This is a genomic window from Paenibacillus sp. GCM10023250, from assembly GCF_042653205.1.
In the GTDB taxonomy this organism is placed as follows: domain Bacteria; phylum Bacillota; class Bacilli; order Paenibacillales; family Paenibacillaceae; genus Paenibacillus_Z.
This window is the reverse complement of record NZ_JBHSHY010000002.1, coordinates 193,099-213,568: the sequence shown is the minus strand read 5'-3', so window position 1 is coordinate 213,568 and position 20,470 is coordinate 193,099. Positions and strand designations below refer to the sequence as shown.

Genomic DNA, 20,470 nt, shown 5'->3' with positions numbered 1-20,470 from the left:
CTTCTTTCTTCTCGTCGATTTTCGCCCTTTCGCCTTGCCTTAAGGGTCCATGTATTGAAAGACTAGCCAATCGAACAGCGACCCCGTCACTTTGCCGATCACCATAGCGTAGACGAGGCTGACCAAATATCGGCTGAGCCGGACGCGCTTGGCCAGAATCGGCAGCACGTTCATCACTTCCGTCAGCGCCGCGCCGAGCATGCCGACGAAGATGCCGTCGAACGTGCCGATGATGGCCAGAGTCGGATGCTTCGGCAGCCACAGCCGCCATTCGAGGAAGTCGGCCAGCGACCAGAACAGCGCGCCGCACACGACGGCCGTCTCGAACCAAATGGACTTGCGGTACGCAAAGGCCAGCTGGGCCAGCCGCGGGATGATGTCCAGCACGATGAGCAGCGCCGCCAGCGCGCTGCCGACGCCGAGCCCGCCGGCAAAGCCGAGCACGGCCACGAACGAATTCGCCGCGAGGCCGCTAACCATCGTCGACCCCCGCCTTCGGACGCCGCCGCGCCGCCGCTTCCTCGCCCGGCTCGTTCTTCCGGCGCATCTCGTCGGCGATGACGTAGGCGTTGACGTTCTCTTCGTACATGTACAGCTCCACCTCGAGCGGGTTCGGCTCCTCGTTGAACCGTTTGCGGAACAGGTGGTTGAAGAAGACGAGCATGCCGACGCCGATGCCGACGGAATACGGCACTTGGAACCAAAGCGGGTGCTCCGCCTTCCTGCCCGTGACGAGCTCCGTGATCCGCACGTGGACGTCCTTCATGCTGACGTCGGTATGGAAGTTCATGATCGCGAGCCCGGACCCGAAGAAGAGCAGCAGCCACGTGACGAACAGCACGGATTTCCGCGGCTCGCGCGGCGCGTCGGCGATGATGACCAGCACCTGCGGGTCGCCGTATGCGTCCACGACGGCGCCGGGCGACTCCTCGCGGATCAGGCGGACGATCTGGAGCAGGTCGATTACGACGCGGTTGCCGTCCTTCAGCGAATGGCGATGCAGCGTGAGCGACTCCAGCCGCGCCTCCAGCGCCGGGTCGCTCGCGAACAGGCGCGCCGCCTGCCCCAGCGTGACGACGCCTTCCGGGCGGATGCCGATCCGCTTGCGCAAGCGCAAGTACACGGTCGGCGTCATGTCTGCGCCCATCGCGCACACCTCCTTGTCGTCATGATCTCCCTTAGTATGAGAATAACGGGCATGAAAATAATCGCAGGTTTGCCTGCGAATATTAAAAAAGCCGGCCGTCCCGGATGGGACGGCCGGCTTCGCTCGCCGGACGGCGCCGCTCACTGTGCGATCTGGTCGCGGATGAGCTGCAATATTTTTTTCTCCAGCCGGGACACCTGCACCTGAGAGATGCCGAGGCGCGCGGCGACCTCCGACTGGGTCTGGTCGCGGTAATAGCGGAGGAAGACGATGAGGCGTTCGCGCTCCGACAAGCCGCCGATCGCTTCGTTCAGCGCAAGCTTATCGAACCAGCGCTCCTGCGAATCGTCGGCGATCTGGTCCATCAGCGTGATGGGGTCGCCGTCGTTCTCGAACACCGTCTCGTGAATGGACGTCGGCGGTTTGTTCGCTTCCTGCGCGAAGACGACGTCCTCGGGCGTGATGCCGAGCCGTTCCGCAACCTCCTTGATCGTGGGCAGACGGCCCAGCACTTTCGACAGCTCGTCCTTCGTCTTGCGCACTTTGTTGGCCGTTTCCTTCAGAGAACGGCTGACCTTCAGCGTGCCGTCGTCGCGGAGGAAGCGCTGGATTTCGCCGATGATCATCGGCACCGCATAGGTGGAGAACTTGACCTCGTACGAGAGATCGAACTTATCGACCGACTTCAGCAGGCCGATGCAGCCGATCTGGAACAAGTCTTCCGGCTCGTAGCCGCGGCCCATGAAACGCTGCACGACGGACCAGACGAGCCGGATATTGCACTGCACCAGCGTGTCGCGCGCCAGTGAATCCCCGGCCTGACTCAACGCGATCAGCCGCTTGACCTCGGAATCATCCAGGTATGGCTGCGCCGTTTGTTTCATATCGACATCCATGCGGTCCAACCCCTATGCCCCTAATTGAAGAGCGCTTTTTTCGATTCGATGCGCTTCGTCATCGCGATGGCGGTGCCTCGTCCCGGTTCGCTCGACACGTCGAAGCCGTCCATGAAGTTCTCCATGATCGTGAAGCCCATGCCCGACCGTTCCATCTCCGGCTTGGAGGTGTAGAGCGGCTGGCGGGCCAGGTCGACGTCCTCGATGCCGCGTCCCTTGTCCTTCACGACGAGCCGGACGACGTCGCCTTCAATGGCGCCTTCGATCGTCACCATGCCGGAAGGGTCGCCGTCGTAACCGTGGATGATCGCGTTCGTCACCGCTTCGGAGATCGCCGTCTTCAAATCGTTGAGCTCGTCGAGCGTCGGATCCAGCTGCGACACGAACGCCGCCACGGCGACCCGGGCGAACGCCTCGTTTTCCGAACGGGCGGAAAAGGCAAGTGTCATCTCGTTTCTCTCGTTCATGAAACGACCTCCAGACTCGTGAGCGCAAGCCGCTCGTTATCGTGAATCGGCAATATCTTGAACAAGCCCGACAGTTCGAACAGCCGGTAGACGCTCGTATTCACGTCGCATACGACCATTTTGCCGCCTCTGGCCTTCAGCTGCTTGTAGCGGCCAAGAATGACGCCAAGCCCTGAGCTGTCCATGAATTGGAGCTCCTTCAGGCTCAGAATGATGTGGTCGCTGTTGCCGCGAAGGATCGCTTCCTCCATCTTGAACCGGACGACGTCGGCGGTATGATGATCCAGCTCGCCGCGCAGCCTGACGATCAGCACGTTACGGTAATGTTCCAATTCCACCTGCAAGCTCATCCTCATGTTCACTCCTCGCGTTGAATTTGCGGAGCACGAGCCGGTCCCGGACCTGCCTGGGCGGCCGGCGCCAGGTTCGCGTTGAAAGGAGGATTCTACGCCGCGTCCGCCGTTTCCTGCCCCCCGACAAAACTAGAAGCAGAGCGCTAAAGGCAGACAAAATGCGAGCGGCGGAGGCGGATCTTGCTTCGCGGGTGCCGTTTTTAGCTGAACAAGCCGCCCAAGGAGCGCTTGAACAGCGTCCACCAGCCCGCGCGTTCGACGGAAGACGGGGCGTCGACGGCGAATTCCGTCAGCACCTGTTCGCCCTGGTACACGATCAGCTTGCCGATTGGCTGGTTAACCGTGACCGGCGCCTTCAGCGGATGCAGCTTCAGCTCGTAGCGGATGTCCTTGACGGTGCTGCCCCTCTTCAGCAGCACGCTGTAGGAATGCTTCGCCGTGAGCTTCAGCTCCTGCTGCATGCCCTTCTCGATCTTCACGGTGCCCATCGGGTCGCCCTTCTTGAAGATCGAATGGTTCATGTACTGCGCGAACGAATAATCGAGCATCTGCGACACTTCCGCGTTGCGCGTCTTCGTGTTCGGCTCACCCATCACGACGGCGATGACGCGCAGGTTGTCCCGGTGCGCCGTGGCCGTCAGGCAGAACTTCGCCTCGCTCGTGAAGCCGGTCTTCAGCCCGTCCGCGCCCGTGTAGAAGCGGACCAGCTTGTTCGTGTTGACGAGCCAAAACGGCTTGTCGCTCGTCTTGCGCAGGTAGTCCTGGTACACGCCCGTGTATTTCGTGATTTCGCTGTGCTTCAGCAGCTCGCGCGACATAACGGCGATGTCATGCGCGGACGTATAGTGCTCCGCCGCCGGAAGCCCGTTGCAGTTGGCGAAATGGGTGTTCTTCAGCCCCAGCTCCGACGCGCGCTTGTTCATCATGTCGACGAAGGCCGACTCCGTGCCGGCGATCTTCTCCGCCATGGCGACCGACGCGTCGTTGCCCGACGCCATCGCGATGCCCTTCAGCATCTCGTCGACGGTCATCTCTTCGCCCGGCTCCAGGAAAATTTGCGAGCCGCCCATCGAAGCGGCATATTCGCTCGTCGGCACCTTGTCGGTCAGCTTGATGCGCCCTTCGTCCAGCGCTTCCATGATCAGCAGCATCGTCATGACCTTGGTGATGCTAGCCGGCGGTAGCTTGGCATGGCTGTTCTTCTCGAAAATGATAGTCCCGCTGTCGGCGTCCATCAGAATGGCCGAACGCGCGGACGGCGCCAGGTCGGACGCGCCCGCGCCTTGCGGCGCCGTTTTTTCTTCGGCCATGGCCGATACGGGAACAGAAAGCGCCAAAATCATCGTCAACGCCAGGATGACGAAAGGTTTCACGTTGATTTTCATCGAAGTTCTCCTCCTGAGTGGTGCCCGCGGCAAAGCTAGACCGCAAAACGGCTAAAATCTCATTCCTAGTGTGCACCGATCGGGGGTAAAATATTCCAGTCGCCCTGGCAAAAAAAGAAAGGCATCCGACCGAAATCGGATGCCTTTCCCCTAGAACCGATGAACGCGTTAGAGTCGCGTCACGCCCTGCTCCGTGACAATCGAGAGCAGCAGCGGGGACGGCCGCGCCGGCTCTTCGCCGATCGCGTACGCGTCCTGGACACGGCGCAGCACCGCCTGCGCCGCGTCGCCGTCCTCGCGCACGTGCAGGAGCGCGATCGTCTCGCCTTCGCGGACTTCCGTACCGACCTTGCGCTGCAGTGTAATGCCGACCGCGTGGTCGATGAGGGATTCCTTCGTCGCCCGTCCGGCGCCGAGCAGCATAGCCGCGAGGCCGAGCTCCTCCGCCTGGATGGCGTGCACGCTGCCGCTCTTCGGCGCCGGCACTTCGACGAGCACGGGCGCCTGCGGAAGCAGCGCGGGATCGTCGCCGACGGCCGGGTCGCCGCCCTGCGCCTCCACGAACTGCTTGAACTTCGCGAGCGCTTCGCCCGAGCGCAGCTTCTCGCGGAGCGTCGCCTCCGCCTCCTTGAGGCCGGCGGCTTGGCCGCCGAGCACAACCATATGCGACGCGAGCGCGATGCACAGCTCGGTCAGGTCGTCCGGACCGCGGCCGTGAAGCGTCAGGATCGCCTCCCGGACCTCCAGCGCGTTGCCGATGGCGAAGCCGAGCGGCTGGTCCATGTCGCTGATCAGCGCGGCCGTCCGGCGCCCGACCTGCGTGCCGATCTCGACCATCGCCTTCGCGAGGCGCTCGGAGTCGTCCAGCGTCTTCATGAACGCGCCGCTGCCGGTCTTGACGTCCAGCACGATGGCGTCGGCGCCGGCCGCGATCTTCTTGCTCATGACGGAGCTGGCGATGAGCGGGATCGATTCCACCGTCGCGGTGACGTCCCGCAGCGCGTACAGCTTCTTGTCGGCCGGAGCGAGATCGCCGCTCTGGCCGATGATGGCGACGCCGATGCCGTTAACCTGCGCGATAAAGTCCTCTCGCGCCAGCTCCGTGCGAAAGCCTGGCATCGATTCCATCTTGTCGATGGTGCCGCCGGTATGGCCGAGGCCACGGCCGGACATTTTGGCGACGGGCACGCCGCAGGATGCGACGAGCGGACCGATGATCAGGCTCGTTTTGTCGCCGACGCCGCCGGTGCTGTGCTTGTCCACTTTAATGCCGCGGATGGGCGACAGATCGACCCGGTCGCCGGATTCGGCCATCGCCAGGGTCAGGGCCGCGGTCTCCTCCGGATTCATGCCTTGAAAGTAGACGGCCATCGCCCAAGCGGACATTTGATAGTCCGGAATTTCTCCGCGGCTGTAGCCTTGTATAAGAAACGTCAATTCCTCGTTCGTTAACGCGCCGCCGTTGCGCTTCTTGTGAATGATGTCGACCGCTCGCAAGCTTGTTGACCTCCTATGCGTGCTTCCCGGTTGCGCGTGACGGGCCTTTCAGCCTTGCACCGACTCCGGCGTCCGGTTTTTCTCGCGCTGTACTTTGACGATGAGCTGGTCGAGCGTCTGGCTGAGCAGCAGGACGTCGCGGTTCAGGAACGTTCCCTTCCCCATGGCGGCGCTGACCAGCTGGCCGCGCAGACGCTCGAGTACATGATAGCTTTGCTTGTCCATGAAAAAAATTCCCCGCTTTATGAAAGATGGTGGATTAATGATCACGGACATTATACGACGACCATCCGATAAAGAATGTCACAATGAGTCGAGACCGATTGTTACATTTATGTTACAAACTACACCGAAGGAATCAGCCCCGTCACGAGACCAAGGAACCGGGTTTTCACGCGTTCCGTCGTTTCCATGACCTCTGCGTGGGACAGCGGCTGATCCAAAATACCCGAAGCCATGTTGCTGATGCACGAAATTCCGAGCACTTCCATGCCGGAATGATTCGCCGCGATGACTTCCGCGACCGTCGACATGCCGACGGCATCCGCCCCGAGAACGCGCATCATGCGGATTTCCGCCGGCGTTTCGTAGGACGGACCCAGCACGGCCAGATAGACGCCCTCCTGCAGCGAGAAGCCCTGCTCCAGGGCGACGTTCGCCGCGAGCTCGCGCAGGCGCTTGCTGTACGGCTGCGACATGTCCGGGAACCGGACGCCGAGCTCGCTGTCATTCAGGCCGACGAGCGGATTGCGCCCCTGGAAATTGATATGGTCGCTGATCAGCATGAGATCGCCCGGGTTGTAGCTCGTGTTCACCCCGCCGGCGGCGTTCGTGACGATCAGCTTGGACGCGCCGATTGCCTTCATAACGCGGACCGGGAAGGCCGTCAATTCGGGCCCATAGCCCTCGTACATATGGAACCGGCCGCGCATCAGCACGACGGGACGCCCGGCCAGCGTGCCGATCATGAGCTCCCCGGCATGGCCTTCCACCGTCGAGACCGGGAAGTGCGGAATGTCCTCGTACGGGATGACGACCGCCTGCTCGATATAGTCGCCCAGAATGCCCAGGCCCGAGCCCATGATCAGGCCGACCTCCGGCTTAAGCGAAATGTTCCCCAAAATATACTCCGCCGCTTCGCGGACTTGCGCTGCGTTCAACATCTCCCTGTTTCCTCCTTGTATGGTCATGCCTGCGCGCCCGGCGCCTGGCGCGTATGCCGCCGTGCGCCGGGTGGCGGCCGTTACTGCAGCTCGCCGAGGAACGACGCGCCGTTCGGCGGCCGCTTCACGCCGAAGTTGTCGGCGATCGTGGCCGCCACGTCGGCATAGGTGGCGCGCACGCCGAGCGAGCCGGGGCGCTTCAGCGCCGGGCCGTAGACGAGCAGCGGCACGTATTCGCGGGTATGGTCGGTGCCGCGGTAGGTAGGGTCGTTGCCGTGATCGGCCGTGACGATCAGCAGATCCCGCTCCCCGAGCAGCTTCTCCAGCTCCGGCACCGCGAGGTCGAACTCCTCGAGCGCGCCGGCGTAGCCCTGCGGATCGCGCCGATGGCCGAACAGCGAGTCGAAGTCGACGAGGTTCGTGAACAGCAGGCCGCGGAACGGCTTGCCGAGCGCGCCGAGCGTCTTCGCGATGCCGTCCGCGTTGCTCTTCGTCGGCAGCGACTCCGTGACGCCTTCGCCGCAGAAGATGTCGTTGATCTTGCCGACGGCGATCACGTCATAGCCGCCGTCCTTCAGCGCGTTCAGCACGGTCGGCTCCGGCGGCTTCACCGCGTAATCGTGCCTGTTCGGCGTCCGCTTGAACGCGCCCGGCTCGCCGACGTACGGCCGCGCGATGACCCGGCCGACCGCGAAGCGCTCGTCCATCGTCAGCTCGCGCGCGATTTCGCAGGCGCGGTACAGCTCCTCGAGCGGGATCACGCCTTCGTGCGCGGCGATTTGGAAGACGCTGTCCGCGGACGTGTAGACGATCCATTTGCCCGTCTTGAGCTGCTCTTCGCCCAGCTCGTCGAGAATTTCCGTTCCGCTCGCGGACTTATTGCCCAGCACGTCGCGGCCGGTCCGTTCCGCGAACGCGTCGATCAGCTCCGCCGGGAAGCCGTCCGCGAACGTCTGGAACGGCACCGTAATCTTCAGGCCGGCGATTTCCCAGTGGCCGGTCATCGTATCCTTGCCCGAGGACACCTCGGCCATCTTGCCGTAATACGCGTCCGGGCCTTCCTCCGGCGACCAGTCGCCCAAGGCTTCGATGCGGTCCAGTCCCCAGCGCCGCAGCTGCGGCAGCTTCATGTCCGGCACCTCGCGCAAAATATGGCCCAGCGTATGGGCGCCGGCATCGCCGAACGCCGGGGCGTCGGGCAGCTCGCCGATGCCCACGCTGTCGAGCACGATGACTGCAATTCGGTCAAAACGCATCACGTTCACTCCGTTCTCGATTCTCTTCTCGTTATAATGATGATGGCTAAACAGGCTTCATGCTTCATGCTAATCTGGCCGGCTTATGTAGGCCGCCCCGCCCGCGGATGGGCCTGGCGGTACACATCATTGATCCGCGTCTTCGCGGGCTGAGCGTATTGCAGCGTCGCCTGCAAGCCGGCGTGGCCCATCATTTCCTGGACGGACCGGAGATCCGCTCCGTTGCGCAGCAGATGGGCCGCGAACGCCTGCCGCAGCGAATGCGGCGTCAGCTCCCGCTCGATGCCGGCGTCCCGCGCGGCCTGCTTCAGGATTTTCCAGAAGCCCTGCCGCGTCATCCGGCCGCCCTGCAAGTTCAGGAACAGGGCTTGTCCGCCCGCCTTCGCGAGCTTCGGCCGCACCCGCTCCAAGTAGGCGGTCAGGGCGTCTGCCGCCGCGCCGCCGACCGGAATGATCCGCTCGCGGCCCCGCGCGTCGACGCAGCGGATGAAGCCCAGCTCGAGCCGGACATGCTCGAGGTCGAGCGCGGCCAGCTCCGACACGCGCATGCCCGTCGCGTACAGCAGCTCCATCATCGCCGCGTCGCGCGCGCCCGCGTCGGAGGCCGCGTCCGGCGCGGCGAGCAGCCGCTCGACCTCATCTTGCTCGAGCGGCTCCGCCCTGCGCTTCTCCGGCTTCGGCGCCTCCAGTCCGAGCGCCGGGTTCGACGGCATGCGCCCGCGCGCGACCAGCTCGTGGAAAAACGACCGGACGGCGACCATCTGCCGCGCGACGGTCGCTGCGGCCCGGCCCTGCTGGCGCAGCCGGTGAAAATAAAGCGACAACTGATGCTTCTGCACGTCCTCCGCCCGCTCGACGCCTTCGCCCCGCAAATACGCCGTCAGTTGAAGCAAATCCCGTTCATACGATTGAAGCGTTTGCGGCGACCGCGGGCGTTCGCCCTGCCGCAGCGCATCGATAAAAGTTTTCACGTCTTCGTTCATGCCGCGTTCCTTTCCGGGACGTTCGGCCGTCCCCGGTCCACCTGCCTCGTAACTTTCCACGGCAGGCCGGCCGTTTCCTGCAAACGAACGCCGAATCTGTCGAAACGAAAGGCGGGCCGGCCTACTCGCCGTACCAATAAAACAACCGCAGCCTTTCCGCGATGCTGCCGTTCTCCCCTTCCTGCTGATCCGCCGCCTTGAATACCTTGAGCGCATGCCCCTGCGGCACGCGGTACGGATCGTCCGGCGCGATCCAGACCGCGATCATCCTGCAGCCGCCGTACATCGTCACCGTGAGCACGCCGAGCAGCAGCATGAACAGCAGCCGCCGCAGCCATCTGCGCACCGACACAACCATCGATCGCGTCCCCTTCCCATGCGAAAACGGACATGAGCCGCGGCCCTTCCGGGCCATGGTTGTCCTTTACATCACCATATGAGACGGGCGCGCCGTTCATGCCTGGGCGGGCCGGACAATTGGCGGATGGCGCCAAACTAATGCAGCGCGGCGGCTGCCCAGCATAGCGGGCGGAACGGGAGGAGCCGCTGCCGCGGCGTTAGCTCAGCTTCTCGAAACGGATGCTCTCGAGCAGCTGCTCCATGCCGACGTAGGGCATGCCGACGGCTTCGGCCACCTGGGGATGCGTCACGCGGCCTTTGTACGTATTGACGCCTTTGCGCAGCGGCTCGTTATGCCGGACCGCTTCCTCGAGTCCTTTGCCGGCCAGCTCCAGCGCGTAGGGCATCGTTGCGTTCGTAAGCGCGAGCGTCGACGTCCGCGGCACGGCGCCGGGCATGTTCGCGACGGCGTAATGGAGCACGCCGTGCTTCTCGTAGACGGGGTCCTTGTGCGTCGTCACCCGGTCAATCGTCGCGATCGTGCCGCCTTGGTCCACGGCCACGTCGACGATGACCGCGCCCTTCTTCATGCTCTTGACCATGTCCTCGGTGACGAGATGCGGCGCGCGGGCGCCCGGAATGAGCACCGCTCCGATCAGCAGGTCTGCTTTCTTCACCGCGCTCGCGATATTGTACGCGTTGGACGTGAGCGTCCGGATGCGCCCGCCGAACACATCGTCGATGTAGCGCATCCGCTCGGCGCTCCGCTCGAGGATGACGACGCTCGCGCCCATCCCGAGCGCGATCCGCGCGGCGTTCGTGCCGACGATGCCGCCGCCGAGTATGATGACCTCCGCGGGCGGAACGCCGGGTACGCCCCCGAGCAAAATGCCGCGGCCGCCGTAGAACGCCTCTAGAAACTGCGATCCCACCTGCACTGCCATCCGCCCGGCCACCTCGCTCATCGGCGTCAGGAGCGGCAGACTGCCGTTCGCCAGCTGGATCGTCTCGTACGCGACGCCCGACACTTGCTTGTCGACGAGCGCCTTCGTCAATTCCGGCGCGGCGGCCAGATGCAGGTACGTGAAGAGCAGCAGCCCTTCCCGGAAGCAGCCGAACTCCTCCGGCAGCGGCTCCTTGACCTTCATGATCATCTCCGCGCGCGCCCAGACCTCCTTCGCCTCGGCGACGATCGCCGCTCCTTCGGCCTCGTACGCCTCGTCCGGAAAGCTGCTGCCCGCGCCGGCCCCGCTTTGGACGAGCACTTCGTGGCCGGCCGCCTTCAGCATCGCCGCTCCGGCCGGCGTAAGCGCGACGCGGTATTCGCTTGCTTTGATTTCTTTCGGCACGCCGATGATCATACGCATCTCCCTCTCCTGTTTCCTTGCTTCATCATATACAGGCAGAGGACGGCTTGACAGTCCTCGCTGATACGATTTCCTCGGCTGTCATAAATTATGTACCCCGGGGGGCGAATGCCCAAGCTCTCGCGCGGACGCCTCCATACACTGCAGTAATGGCTTCGCCACGCAACGCCCATGACATCCATCGCTAAAAGGAGGTACTGCCTTGCCTAAGGTGGAGAAGCTGCTGCTCAGCTGTTCGTCGGCCCGTTCGTCCGCCCATACGACGCGAAAGCTGATCGGCTTCAAGCGGCGCGGCCAATACGTGAGATGCATGAACCAACTGGCGAATTACGGCATTAAACCGATCAAAAGCATCCGGCGCGGCCGGTTGATCGTCTGCTATCTCGACAATCGCCGTACCGACAAGCTCCATTCGCTCGCAACCCATCCCGATATCAAATTTATCGAACCGGATTCCAAGGTCCGCGCACACGGCCTCGGCCCCGTCCGGGTAAAGAGCCGGCGCCCGGCGTCCCCGTTCGTGAAGCGCAAGCTCCGCGCGAAATCCGCCAAAGCCGGCGTACGCTCAGACGATTCCGGCAGCTCGGTGCCCTGGAACGTCAAGCAGGTGCAGGCGCATTCGGTCTGGCCGTCGACGCGCGGCGGCGGCGTCGGCATCGGCATCATCGACACCGGCATCGGCAAAAACGCCGACCTGAACGTCACCGGCGGCGTCAATACGATGGGCGGCAGCTCGTACGCGGACGATAACGGGCACGGCACGCACGTCGCCGGCATCGCGGCCGGCCTCGGGAAGAACGGCCTGACCGGCGTCGCGCCCGGCGCCAAGCTGTATGCGATCAAAGCGCTCGACGCGAACGGCGCCGGCTACATTTCGGACCTGATCAAGGGGATCGAATGGTGCATCAAGAAAAAAATCCCCATCATTAACATGAGCCTCGGACTCGAAGGAGAAACGAGCTCGGCCCTGCAGGAAGCGGTGGAGCGCGCCCGGAAGAACGGCATCATCGTCGTCGCTTCGGCTGGCAACAGCGGCCCGTCGAACAGCAACGGCATCGACCAGCCCGCGCGGTATTCCGACGCGATCGCCGTCGCGGCGACCACGAAGAACGGCAAGATCGCCGACTACAGCAGCCGCGGGTCCGGCATCGACGTGGCCGCTCCCGGCAGCTACATCAAGTCGGCGAAGCCGGGCGGCGGCTACGCCGTCATGTCCGGCACCAGCATGTCGTGCCCCCACATCGCCGGCGGGGCGGCCCTGCTGAAGGCGCTCAATCCGAGCCTTACGCCGTATGGCGTCAAGAAGCGGCTGCGCGCGACGGCGAAGAAGCTGTCCGGCACCAGCTCGAAGGCGCAGGGCTACGGCGTGGCCCAGCTATTTGACGCCGCGGGAATCGAGCGCGAGGCCGAGTCGGCCCATCGCAGCCAAGCGCGCGCGTCCACCCGGCGCAAGCGGAAATAAGCGACAAAAAAACTCCCTTTAACAGCGGAGCCCAGTCAGTGGACTGTGCACCCTGCGGAAGGGAGTTATTGTTGGTCCGGTTTGGCCAGATTGTTTTTCGCCCTGCAATTTTTGCATACCCCTTGAAAATCAAGCCGGTGGTCGACAACCGTAAAGCCGTACTCCTTCTCCAACCGCTCCTCGAGCGGCCCAAGCCAATCTTCCAATATCTCGCTCATCGTGCCGCATTGGACGCAGATGAGATGATGGTGATGATGTTTGTTGTTATCAGTCCGCAAGTCGTACCGCGCGACGCCGTCGCCGAAATTCAGTTTCTCCACGACGTGGAGCTCGCTCAGCAGCTCGAGCGTGCGGTAGACGGTGGCAAGCCCAATCTCGGGCGCTATATCCTTAACGAGCATGAAGACGTCTTCGGCGCTCAGATGATCCTCTTCGTTCTCCAATAGCACGCGAACGGTCGCTTCCCGCTGCGGAGTCAGCTTGTACCCCTGTGACTGCAGCTGCTGCTTGACTTTATCAATCCGGGATTCCATGGCTTTCCCCCTCGCAACATGACTTTGGCTGGAACCGGTATGAGTTTCAGCTTTAATTATAGGTGCTTCTATCGAGGAAAGTCAATTTTTTTTAGAATGATTCCAATTCAGCGGGAAGTCCCGCCACGAGCGGCGCGGCCCAGCGCAGCAGGACCGGCGTCACGTACGATTCTACCAATGCTGCGGCGATCAGGAGAACGAGCATGACGGCGGCCGTCGCCGTGTACGCGAGAAGCGGGCGGCCTAGCGGGCCGAAGCGGCCGAAGAGACGGCTCTTCACGACGTGGACGGCGAACGTGACGGCGGAGACGCTGGCGATCAGGAAGGCCGGCACCGCGATCAGGTTGACCGGCGCCACCGACGCGAGCGAGAACGCGAGCCCTTTCCAGGCGAATTCCCGGACGAGCATGCCGATCGCGAAGCCGACGAGCACGCCTTTCAGGAAGTCCAGCGCGAGCACGAACGGCATGCCGACGACGGTCAAGCCGAGCACCCAGACGAGCAGCAGCCATTTCGCCTGGAACCACGCCCGGTCCGCGAACGTTTCGCTCCCCTGCGCCAGCGTGCCGTTCTGAATATGAAGAAGGAATTGACGGATATCGTCGGACAGGTCCTGCTGCTGATCCAGCGTCAAGGCATTGATCATCAGCGCGCCGAAGACGACGCCGACGACGAAGAGCACGAAGACGAAGACGTACAGCGACAATTGGTCCTTCACCGACGTCTGAAGCGCGGAAGTTCGCATGGCACACTCCTCCAACCTGGGTTGGTACAGTGTATGTCCAAGCGTCCCTGCCTATGACGGCCACCTGTCCGCAGACGGAGCTCCTCAAGCCAACTCTCGTCAGCCGATGCCGCCCTGCTGCACGACCTTGCCGTATCGGCCGCCGCCGCCCGCCTGCAGGCGAAGCCCGCCGAGCCGGGCCGAAACGATCATGGCCGCCGCTTGCGCGCCCGCCGTCTCGGCAAGCTCGGCTTCCGGCGCGTCGTGGAGAATGGCCATCTCCGTGCCGAAGCGTGCCAGCAGCTTGTCCAGCGTCTTCCGGCCGATGCCGGGCACGAACTCGAGCGGGACTTGGTAGACGTACTTCGGCCGGTCCGCCGGCACGACGGGCTCGGCGCGCCCCGCCCGCTCCGCGAGCTCGAGAATCCGGTCCAGCACGCCCCGAACCCGCTTGGGGCTGCCGCATTGGCCGCAGCGCGTGCCGTCCCCGTCCGCTTCGGCCAGCGAGCCGCAGTTCAGGCAGAAGGTCCGGTGATATTTGCCGAGCACGGGGTTGAGTCCGTAGTTGGCCGCGATCGCCCGGCCCTCCTCGCCCCGAAGCGCCAGCGTGAGCTCGCGGAAGGACGGTTCGGCGAGCCGCAGCTCGTTGTATTCGCGGCCGATCTTGGCCAAGGAATGCGCGTCCGAGTTGGTCAGGAACGGATAGCGGTCCAGGTCCGGCACATAGCCCGCCATCCGGGCATCCGAGCTCAGGCCGAGCTCGACGGCGTCGACCCGTTCGGGATCGAGCGTGTCAGCCAGCCGGTCGGAGCAGCTGCCGAACAAGCTCTTATGCGGCGTGAAGATATGCGCGGGTACGAACAGGCCGCCCCGGCCCTTCGCTTCCGCCTGCAGCTCGCGGCTCGGCGCGTACAGCCGCTGCGAGCTGAGCCGGACGTTGCGCATATGCTTCGCGAGCCATGCCGTAAAGTCCCGCATCGTCGCGAGATCCGGCAGGAAGACGAGATGATGCGCGGGGCCGAAGCCGGGATCCCGCACTTCGATTTCGGCGCCGAGCAGGATGACCGTGTCCCGGTAACGAATGCCCCCGCCCTCGGCCTCCGTCATCTCGCCGCGGTCCAGCAGCGCTTCGATGTCCTCCTGCACGCCCGGCGACTGGCAGTCGATGACGCCGAGCAGGGAGATGCCTTTGCGAACGGCCGCTTCGTATGCGATGTTCCGGAACGTCAAGTCGCGGCTGCCGCTGATCTTGACCGGCTCTCCCCGTTCGGTGCGCCCGATGTGCAGGTGCAGGTCGGCGAACACCCGCCGCAGCGGGGCCGGATGCTCGTCGCGAACGGCGTTTTCCGCCTGCCCGGTCACTAAATCTCTCCCGTCAGCCGGTAGACCTGCCAGGCATATACCGCCAGCACCGTCTTCGCGTCGCTGATGCGCTCTTCCCGAATATACTGCTGCGCCTGCTCGAACGTGATGGCTTCCACGGCCAGATACTCATCCTCGTCCGGCGCGCTTTCCCCCTTGACAAGATCTTCGGCGAGATAGACATACAGCTTCTCGTCGGCAAACCCCGGCGAGGTATAGAACGCGCTAAGCGGCCGCAGCTTGCCCGCCTTATAGCCCGTCTCCTCCTCCAGCTCGCGCGCCGCGGCCGCCATCGGATCCTCCCCGGCGTCCAGCTTGCCCGCCGGAATTTCGATCTGGAACTTCTCCATCGGCTTGCGGTACTGCTCCACGACGAGCATTTTGCCGTCGATCAGCGCCAGGACGGCCGCCGCCCCGGGATGGCGGACGATTTCGCGCGTCGCCGTGCCGCCGTTCGGCAGCTGAATCGTATCCACTTGCAGCGAAATGATTTTTCCCTGAAAAATCGGTTCGGTCTTCACCGTAACTTCCCGGTATTGATCGGTTTTCTCCAGCATGGTCGCTTCTCTCCTCGCGAATCGGTTGGTTGGCATAACTTGTCCGGCGCCCGCATACCCTCTATCAAACGGAACATTCGATTCGAATACCGGAACGGCAATAAGGGGGCGATCGGCATGAAACAATATCTCGAGCACGGTCACTTGACGCTCGTGGGCAAAGCCTGGGAAATCCGCCATCAGTTGAAGCTGCTCAGCAAATCGGGCGCGAAAGCCGGACCGGCGCAAGGCCCGACGCTGCGCGAGTGGCTGCAGGCGTCCGTCCGCTCGCGGTAAGCGTCCGCGACAGGCGGCTTGATACGCCGAATTGCAAGCCGAATTGCAAGCAGACGGGTATGAAAGCGGCCGGTATAAAGCCATTATTGGCAAAGGTTCGGCGGGATATCGGCAGCGGCCGAACCGGCCGATACGAGGAAGGGGCAGCCCGGGCAGTAGACGCATGTCTACCGCATCCCGGGCGCCCCTTTTCGGTTTGCCGCCGCCGCGCGTGCCTGAATCGTTCTCGCCGTTCGCGCAGGCCGCGATGCTGCGCGGATTACGCTCTGGGCTCCGCCGTCATGGCGATGATCGTCAAGACCAGCTCGGCCGTCTTCTCCAGGTCCGACGCCTTGATCTGCTCGTTCGCCGTATGGATATGCTCGTACCCGACAGCCAAGTTTACCGTCGGCACGCCGAAGCCGTTGAAGATGTTCGCGTCGCTGCCGCCGCCGGAATGGAACGTGCGCGGCACGGCGCCGATCTTCGCGATCGCTTCCTTGGCCAGCTCCACGACCGGCGCGTCGTCGCCGTGCATGAACGCCGGATAGGCGAGCCGGTTGTCGAACTCCGCCTTCGCGCCGTACTCCTTCGTCACCGCGTCCACCGCTTCACGCATCGCTTCGACCTGCTTTTCCAGCTTCCCGTTCACGATGCTGCGCGCCTCGCAATCGAGCTTCACGTAATCGCAGACGATGTTCGTGGCGCCGCCGCCCTCGAATCGGCCGATGTTGGCCGTCGTCTCGTGGTCGACGCGTCCGAGCGGCATCCGCGCGACCGCTTTGCTCGCCACTTGAATCGCGCTGATGCCGTCCTCCGGATTGACTCCGGCGTGAGCTGATTTGCCGTAAATCTTGATAGTGATCTTCGCTTGCGCCGGCGCGGCGACCGCGATCGCGCCGATCTCGCCGTTCGAATCGAGCGCGTAGCCGTACGACGCTTCCAGCTTCGACGGATCGAGCGCCTGCGCGCCGACGAGTCCGCTCTCTTCGCCGACAGTAATGATGAACTGCACCGGACCGTGCGGCAACTGCCGTTCCTTCAGCACGCGAATCGCTTCGAGCATGGCCGCCAGGCCGGCTTTATCGTCGCTGCCGAGGATCGTTGTGCCGTCACTCCGGATATAGCCGTCGTCGTCGAGGCGCGGCTTGATGCCGTTGCCCGGCGTCACGGTGTCCATGTGCGAGGTGAAGAAGATCGTCGGCGCTCCTTCCGCACCGTTTCCTTCCAGCTTCACGATCAAATTACCCGCCCCATGGCCGGTAATCGCCGCCGCGCCGTCCTCCTCGACCGTCAAGCCGAGGCCGGCGAATTTTTTCGTCAGTACGTCGCAAATGCGACGCTCGTTCTTCGTCTCGCTGTCTACCTGCACGAGCTCCATGAATTCCGCAATCAATCGGTTCCGGTCGATCATCGGCTTTCCTCCGTCCGTCGTTATCGTTTACAATAGGGACAAGCCTAGGGGCATACTCTCTTATTTTACATGAAAGGAGCATCCTGCCGCCATGCGTCCCAACGCCATGATGAAAGCATTTATTTGGGTGCTAATCGCGTCCCTCTTGATTTCCACGCTGCTGATCGGCATCGGCTGGGTTTTCGAGTAACCCTTCCAGCCGCGCGACCGTCCGGCCGAACTGCCGGCAGAAGTACGGCAGCAGCTCCGACGCCACCTGCTCCACGCTTCGGTGGAGGCCGGTCACGTCCGCGAACGACGTTACCTCGTATTCCTGAATGCCGCACGGGATAATGCCCTTGAAGCCGTCCTGGGCGATACCGGCCTTCACGTTCAGCGCGAAGCCGTGGCTCGTCACGAATCCCCGCCTTGCCCGCGCTTTATTGAATTTCACGCCGATTGCCGCGATCTTCTCGTCGCCGACCCAGACACCCGTATACTCGGGCTTGCGGCCGCCGGCGACGCCGTAGCCGGCCAGCCAATCGATGATGACCTGCTCCAAATCCCGCAAGTATTGATGCAAATCCAGATTCGCGCTGTCCAGGTACAGCAGCGGGTAGCCGACGAGCTGGCCCGGGCCGTGGTACGTGATGTCCCCGCCCCGGTCGATCTGGAACAGGCCGATGCCGCGCTGCGCCAGCTCCTCCTCGGAATATAACAAATGCTCGGGATGCTTCTGCGAGCCGACCGTATAGGTTGGCGGATGCTGAAGAAGGAGCAGCGACTCGCGCCGCTCCCCCTTGTCGATCTCCTTCACGCACGCTTTCTGCAGGTCCCAAGCTTCGGCGTACCCCATCATGGGCACGTACCGCACATCGATCGCGTTCACGTTCGTTGTCATCGCTTGTTCGCCTCGTTTCAATACAGCTTCGTATCCAACGTGAAGCCTTCCAAATTTTCTTTCACGCGCTGCAGGAACCGCCCGCATATGACGCCGTCCAGAATCCGGTGATCCAGGGACAAGCAGATGTTCGCCATGGACCGGACGGCGATCATGTCATTGATGACCACCGGCCGCTTCACGATGGACTCGAACGTCACGATCGCGGCCTGCGGATAGTTAATGATAGGATAAGACAGAATGGATCCGAAGGAGCCCGTGTTGTTGACCGTAAACGTGCCGCCTTCCATGTCTGCGAGCGTCAGCTTGCCTTCGCGGGTTTTGCGGGCGAGATCCTCGATCTCTCGGGCGAGCCCGGCGATGTTCTTCTGGTCCGCGTTCTTGATGACGGGCACCTTCACCGCGTCCTCCGTGCCGACGGCCAGTCCGATGTGAATGTCGCGCTTGACGATGATCTTATCGACGGCCCAGACGGAATTCATGATCGGGAAATCCTTGATCGCGTTGACGACGGCTTTCACCCAGAACGCCAAATAGGTCAGGTTGACGCCCTCGCGCTTCATGAAGTCTTCCTTCAGCTTGTTCCGCAAGGTGACGAGATTGGTGACGTCGACCTCCATCATCATCCAGGCGTGCGGGATTTCGGTCACGCTCTGTCGCATGTTGCGCGCGATGGCGTTGCGCACCGGCGTGACGTCGATGAAGTACTCGCTTCGGCCTGGCAGCTGATGCCCTTCGATCTCCACCTTCGGAATGCGCGGCGTCTCCGACAGGTGAATGCCCGTCGAGCGCACCGGCTCCTTGGAGTTCAAGTTCGGCATGGCCGCGGGCGGCTGCGGCGCGGAGGACGCCGATGCCGCAGGCTTGGCGCCGCGGCCGTTCTCGATGTACGCCAGCACATCCTTGCGCGTGATCCGGCCGCCGAGTCCCGTCCCCTGCACGTACGTCAGATTGACGTTATGCTGGACGGCCAGCTGCTGGACCGCGGGCGAGAACCGGTGGCGCATGCTGTCGTCGCCGTCCGTCTCGCCGCGGCTGGCCAGTCCTTGCGCGCGTACGGCGGCGCGGTCGCCGCTGCTCACGCTCGCCGCCGGCACGGCTGGCGGCGCATCCGCGGCTTCTGCCGGCGCGCCGGCGGCGTCGCCTGCGCCCTCCCCGTCGGATTCGATCAGGCAGACCGGCGTGCCCACCGGCACCGTCTCGCCGTCGCCGACGAGGATTTTGATCAGCCGGCCCTGCACGGTCGCGGGAAGCTCGGCGTTCACTTTATCCGTTATAATTTCGCAGATCGGCTCGTACATGTCGATACTATCGCCCGGCTGCTTGAGCCATTTGTCGATCGTCGCGGTGACAAGCGATTCGGCGAGCTGCGGCATGACGATTTCCGTCACTGTTTTCATTCCGACCACTCCTAAACGTATGCGTGATGTCGGCGCCCTCGCTCCCTAGTACACCGCCAGGCGCTTCATGGCTTCCTTCACTTTGTCCTTGTTCAGCATGAAAAATTTCTCGCCCGGCGGATTGATCGGCATCGCCGGCACGTCGGGGCCGCACAGCCGCATGATCGGCGCGTCGAGCTCGTAGAGCATCTCTTCCGCGATGATCGCGGACACTTCGGCGCCGATGCCGCCGAATTTGTTGTCCTCGTGCACGATCAGCACTTTGCCCGTGCGGCGCGCGGCCTCGAGGATCGCTTCCGTGTCAAGCGGCTGCAGCGAGCGCAGGTCGAGGACATGCGCCGTGATGCCTTCCGCTTCCAACTCGGCCGCGGCTTCCATGATGAAATGCAGCGGCAGGCTGTAGCTGATGACGGTGATATCGTCGCCTTCGCGCAGCACGTTCGCCTTGCCGATCTCGACTGTGTAGTCGCCTTCCGGCACGTCGCCGCTCACGAGTTTATAGCATTTTTTATTTTCGAAATAAAGGACGGGGTCCGGGTCGCGGACGGCCGCCTTCAGCAGCCCTTTCGCGTCATACGGCGTATAGGGCGCCACGATCTTGAGCCCCGGCGTTCCGAAGAACACGGATTCCGGGCATTGGGAATGGTACAGGCCGCCGAAAATGCCGCCGCCGATCGGCGCGCGGATGACGAGCGGGCAGTTCCAGTCGTTATTGGATCGATAGCGGATCTTCGCCGCTTCGCTGATGATCTGGTTCGTGGCCGGGAACATGAAGTCGGCGTACTGCATCTCGGCGATCGGCTTCATGCCGTACATCGCCGCGCCGATGGCCGTGCCGGCAATGGCCGACTCCGCCAGCGGCGTGTCGAGCACGCGGTCTTCGCCGAACTGCTCCAGCAGCCCTTTCGTCGTCGTGAAGACGCCGCCCTTGTACCCGACGTCCTCGCCGAGCACGAACACGTCCTCGTCGCGTTCCATCTCTTCCTTCATGGCCAGGCGGATGGCATCAATATAGTCCATTTTCGGCATA

General features: G+C 63.3%; 23 protein-coding genes. 2 read left to right on the top strand and 21 right to left on the bottom strand.

Annotated features, from left to right (window positions below; translation table 11 throughout):
* Positions 1 to 39: 39 nt before the first annotated feature.
* The 13 genes from ACFPB1_RS03975 to ald form a co-directional block, all read right to left on the bottom strand.
* On the bottom strand, positions 40 to 480 hold the full coding sequence (locus ACFPB1_RS03975) for a stage V sporulation protein AB (protein WP_379222121.1): 441 nt from the start codon (positions 478 to 480) through the stop codon (positions 40 to 42).
* A complete protein-coding gene (locus ACFPB1_RS03970) occupies positions 473 to 1,147 on the bottom strand; it encodes a stage V sporulation protein AA (RefSeq protein ID WP_379222119.1) in 675 nt (224 codons plus the stop codon). Before ACFPB1_RS03970 ends, ACFPB1_RS03975 begins: the two co-directional genes overlap by 8 nt.
* Positions 1,148 to 1,287: 140 nt before the next feature.
* Positions 1,288 to 2,043: an RNA polymerase sporulation sigma factor SigF gene (gene sigF / locus ACFPB1_RS03965; RefSeq protein WP_090637986.1), complete on the bottom strand. Its 756-nt coding sequence runs from the start codon at positions 2,041 to 2,043 to the stop codon at positions 1,288 to 1,290.
* Between the two features lie 20 nt (positions 2,044 to 2,063).
* Entirely contained in the window at positions 2,064 to 2,510 is a 447-nt protein-coding gene (spoIIAB, locus tag ACFPB1_RS03960) for an anti-sigma F factor (RefSeq protein ID WP_379222116.1), read from the bottom strand.
* Positions 2,507 to 2,860: an anti-sigma F factor antagonist gene (gene spoIIAA / locus ACFPB1_RS03955; RefSeq protein WP_379222114.1), complete on the bottom strand. Its 354-nt coding sequence runs from the start codon at positions 2,858 to 2,860 to the stop codon at positions 2,507 to 2,509. Before spoIIAA ends, spoIIAB begins: the two co-directional genes overlap by 4 nt.
* 203 nt (positions 2,861 to 3,063) lie before the next feature.
* Positions 3,064 to 4,248 carry a D-alanyl-D-alanine carboxypeptidase family protein gene (locus ACFPB1_RS03950; protein WP_379222112.1) on the bottom strand — a complete coding sequence of 395 codons (1,185 nt, stop codon included), beginning with the start codon at positions 4,246 to 4,248 and terminating at the stop codon, positions 3,064 to 3,066.
* Positions 4,249 to 4,416: 168 nt separating this feature from the next.
* On the bottom strand, positions 4,417 to 5,745 hold the full coding sequence (locus tag ACFPB1_RS03945) for a pyrimidine-nucleoside phosphorylase (protein ID WP_379222110.1): 1,329 nt from the start codon (positions 5,743 to 5,745) through the stop codon (positions 4,417 to 4,419).
* Positions 5,746 to 5,793: 48 nt separating this feature from the next.
* Positions 5,794 to 5,970: a Spo0E family sporulation regulatory protein-aspartic acid phosphatase gene (locus tag ACFPB1_RS03940; protein WP_379222108.1), complete on the bottom strand. Its 177-nt coding sequence runs from the start codon at positions 5,968 to 5,970 to the stop codon at positions 5,794 to 5,796.
* Between the two features lie 119 nt (positions 5,971 to 6,089).
* On the bottom strand, positions 6,090 to 6,908 hold the full coding sequence (locus ACFPB1_RS03935; RefSeq protein ID WP_379222106.1) for a purine-nucleoside phosphorylase: 819 nt from the start codon (positions 6,906 to 6,908) through the stop codon (positions 6,090 to 6,092).
* An 80-nt stretch (positions 6,909 to 6,988) separates the two neighbouring features.
* Complete coding sequence (gene deoB, locus ACFPB1_RS03930; RefSeq protein ID WP_379222103.1) at positions 6,989 to 8,164, bottom strand: phosphopentomutase; 1,176 nt, start codon at positions 8,162 to 8,164, stop codon at positions 6,989 to 6,991.
* Between the two features lie 83 nt (positions 8,165 to 8,247).
* Positions 8,248 to 9,147: a tyrosine recombinase gene (locus tag ACFPB1_RS03925; protein WP_379222101.1), complete on the bottom strand. Its 900-nt coding sequence runs from the start codon at positions 9,145 to 9,147 to the stop codon at positions 8,248 to 8,250.
* A 121-nt stretch (positions 9,148 to 9,268) separates the two neighbouring features.
* Complete coding sequence (locus ACFPB1_RS03920; protein ID WP_379222099.1) at positions 9,269 to 9,505, bottom strand: DUF4227 family protein; 237 nt, start codon at positions 9,503 to 9,505, stop codon at positions 9,269 to 9,271.
* A 199-nt stretch (positions 9,506 to 9,704) separates the two neighbouring features.
* Positions 9,705 to 10,847 (bottom strand): alanine dehydrogenase, encoded by a 1,143-nt coding sequence (ald, locus tag ACFPB1_RS03915; RefSeq protein ID WP_379222391.1) that lies wholly within the window; start codon positions 10,845 to 10,847, stop codon positions 9,705 to 9,707.
* Positions 10,848 to 11,064: 217 nt separating this feature from the next.
* Here ald and ACFPB1_RS03910 point away from each other — a divergent pair, with 217 nt between their 5' ends.
* Complete coding sequence (locus tag ACFPB1_RS03910; RefSeq protein WP_379222389.1) at positions 11,065 to 12,315, top strand: S8 family peptidase; 1,251 nt, start codon at positions 11,065 to 11,067, stop codon at positions 12,313 to 12,315.
* A gap of 65 nt (positions 12,316 to 12,380) precedes the next feature.
* Here the strand turns inward: ACFPB1_RS03910 and ACFPB1_RS03905 are convergent, their stop codons facing one another.
* The 4 genes from ACFPB1_RS03905 to ACFPB1_RS03890 form a co-directional block, all read right to left on the bottom strand.
* Positions 12,381 to 12,848, bottom strand: coding sequence for a Fur family transcriptional regulator (locus tag ACFPB1_RS03905; protein ID WP_379222097.1), 468 nt, complete (start codon positions 12,846 to 12,848; stop codon positions 12,381 to 12,383).
* A 91-nt stretch (positions 12,849 to 12,939) separates the two neighbouring features.
* Positions 12,940 to 13,593 carry a stage II sporulation protein M gene (gene spoIIM / locus ACFPB1_RS03900; RefSeq protein WP_379222094.1) on the bottom strand — a complete coding sequence of 218 codons (654 nt, stop codon included), beginning with the start codon at positions 13,591 to 13,593 and terminating at the stop codon, positions 12,940 to 12,942.
* A 99-nt stretch (positions 13,594 to 13,692) separates the two neighbouring features.
* Positions 13,693 to 14,934 carry an endonuclease Q family protein gene (locus tag ACFPB1_RS03895; RefSeq protein ID WP_379222092.1) on the bottom strand — a complete coding sequence of 414 codons (1,242 nt, stop codon included), beginning with the start codon at positions 14,932 to 14,934 and terminating at the stop codon, positions 13,693 to 13,695.
* Positions 14,934 to 15,491 carry an NUDIX domain-containing protein gene (locus tag ACFPB1_RS03890; RefSeq protein WP_379222090.1) on the bottom strand — a complete coding sequence of 186 codons (558 nt, stop codon included), beginning with the start codon at positions 15,489 to 15,491 and terminating at the stop codon, positions 14,934 to 14,936. Before ACFPB1_RS03890 ends, ACFPB1_RS03895 begins: the two co-directional genes overlap by 1 nt.
* 117 nt (positions 15,492 to 15,608) lie before the next feature.
* On the opposite strand from ACFPB1_RS03890, the gene mciZ reads away from it, so the two are divergent.
* Positions 15,609 to 15,767, top strand: coding sequence for a Z-ring formation inhibitor MciZ (gene mciZ, locus ACFPB1_RS03885; RefSeq protein ID WP_379222088.1), 159 nt, complete (start codon positions 15,609 to 15,611; stop codon positions 15,765 to 15,767).
* A 259-nt stretch (positions 15,768 to 16,026) separates the two neighbouring features.
* Here mciZ and ACFPB1_RS03880 read toward each other — a convergent pair whose 3' ends face one another.
* The 4 genes from ACFPB1_RS03880 to ACFPB1_RS03865 form a co-directional block, all read right to left on the bottom strand.
* Positions 16,027 to 17,160 (bottom strand): M20/M25/M40 family metallo-hydrolase, encoded by a 1,134-nt coding sequence (locus ACFPB1_RS03880; RefSeq protein WP_379222086.1) that lies wholly within the window; start codon positions 17,158 to 17,160, stop codon positions 16,027 to 16,029.
* Positions 17,161 to 17,290: 130 nt separating this feature from the next.
* A complete protein-coding gene (lipB, locus tag ACFPB1_RS03875) occupies positions 17,291 to 18,040 on the bottom strand; it encodes a lipoyl(octanoyl) transferase LipB (protein ID WP_379222083.1) in 750 nt (249 codons plus the stop codon).
* A 17-nt stretch (positions 18,041 to 18,057) separates the two neighbouring features.
* A complete protein-coding gene (locus ACFPB1_RS03870; protein WP_379222081.1) occupies positions 18,058 to 19,440 on the bottom strand; it encodes a dihydrolipoamide acetyltransferase family protein in 1,383 nt (460 codons plus the stop codon).
* Between the two features lie 45 nt (positions 19,441 to 19,485).
* Positions 19,486 to 20,469 carry an alpha-ketoacid dehydrogenase subunit beta gene (locus ACFPB1_RS03865; RefSeq protein WP_379222079.1) on the bottom strand — a complete coding sequence of 328 codons (984 nt, stop codon included), beginning with the start codon at positions 20,467 to 20,469 and terminating at the stop codon, positions 19,486 to 19,488.
* Between the last annotated feature and the right edge of the window lies 1 nt (position 20,470).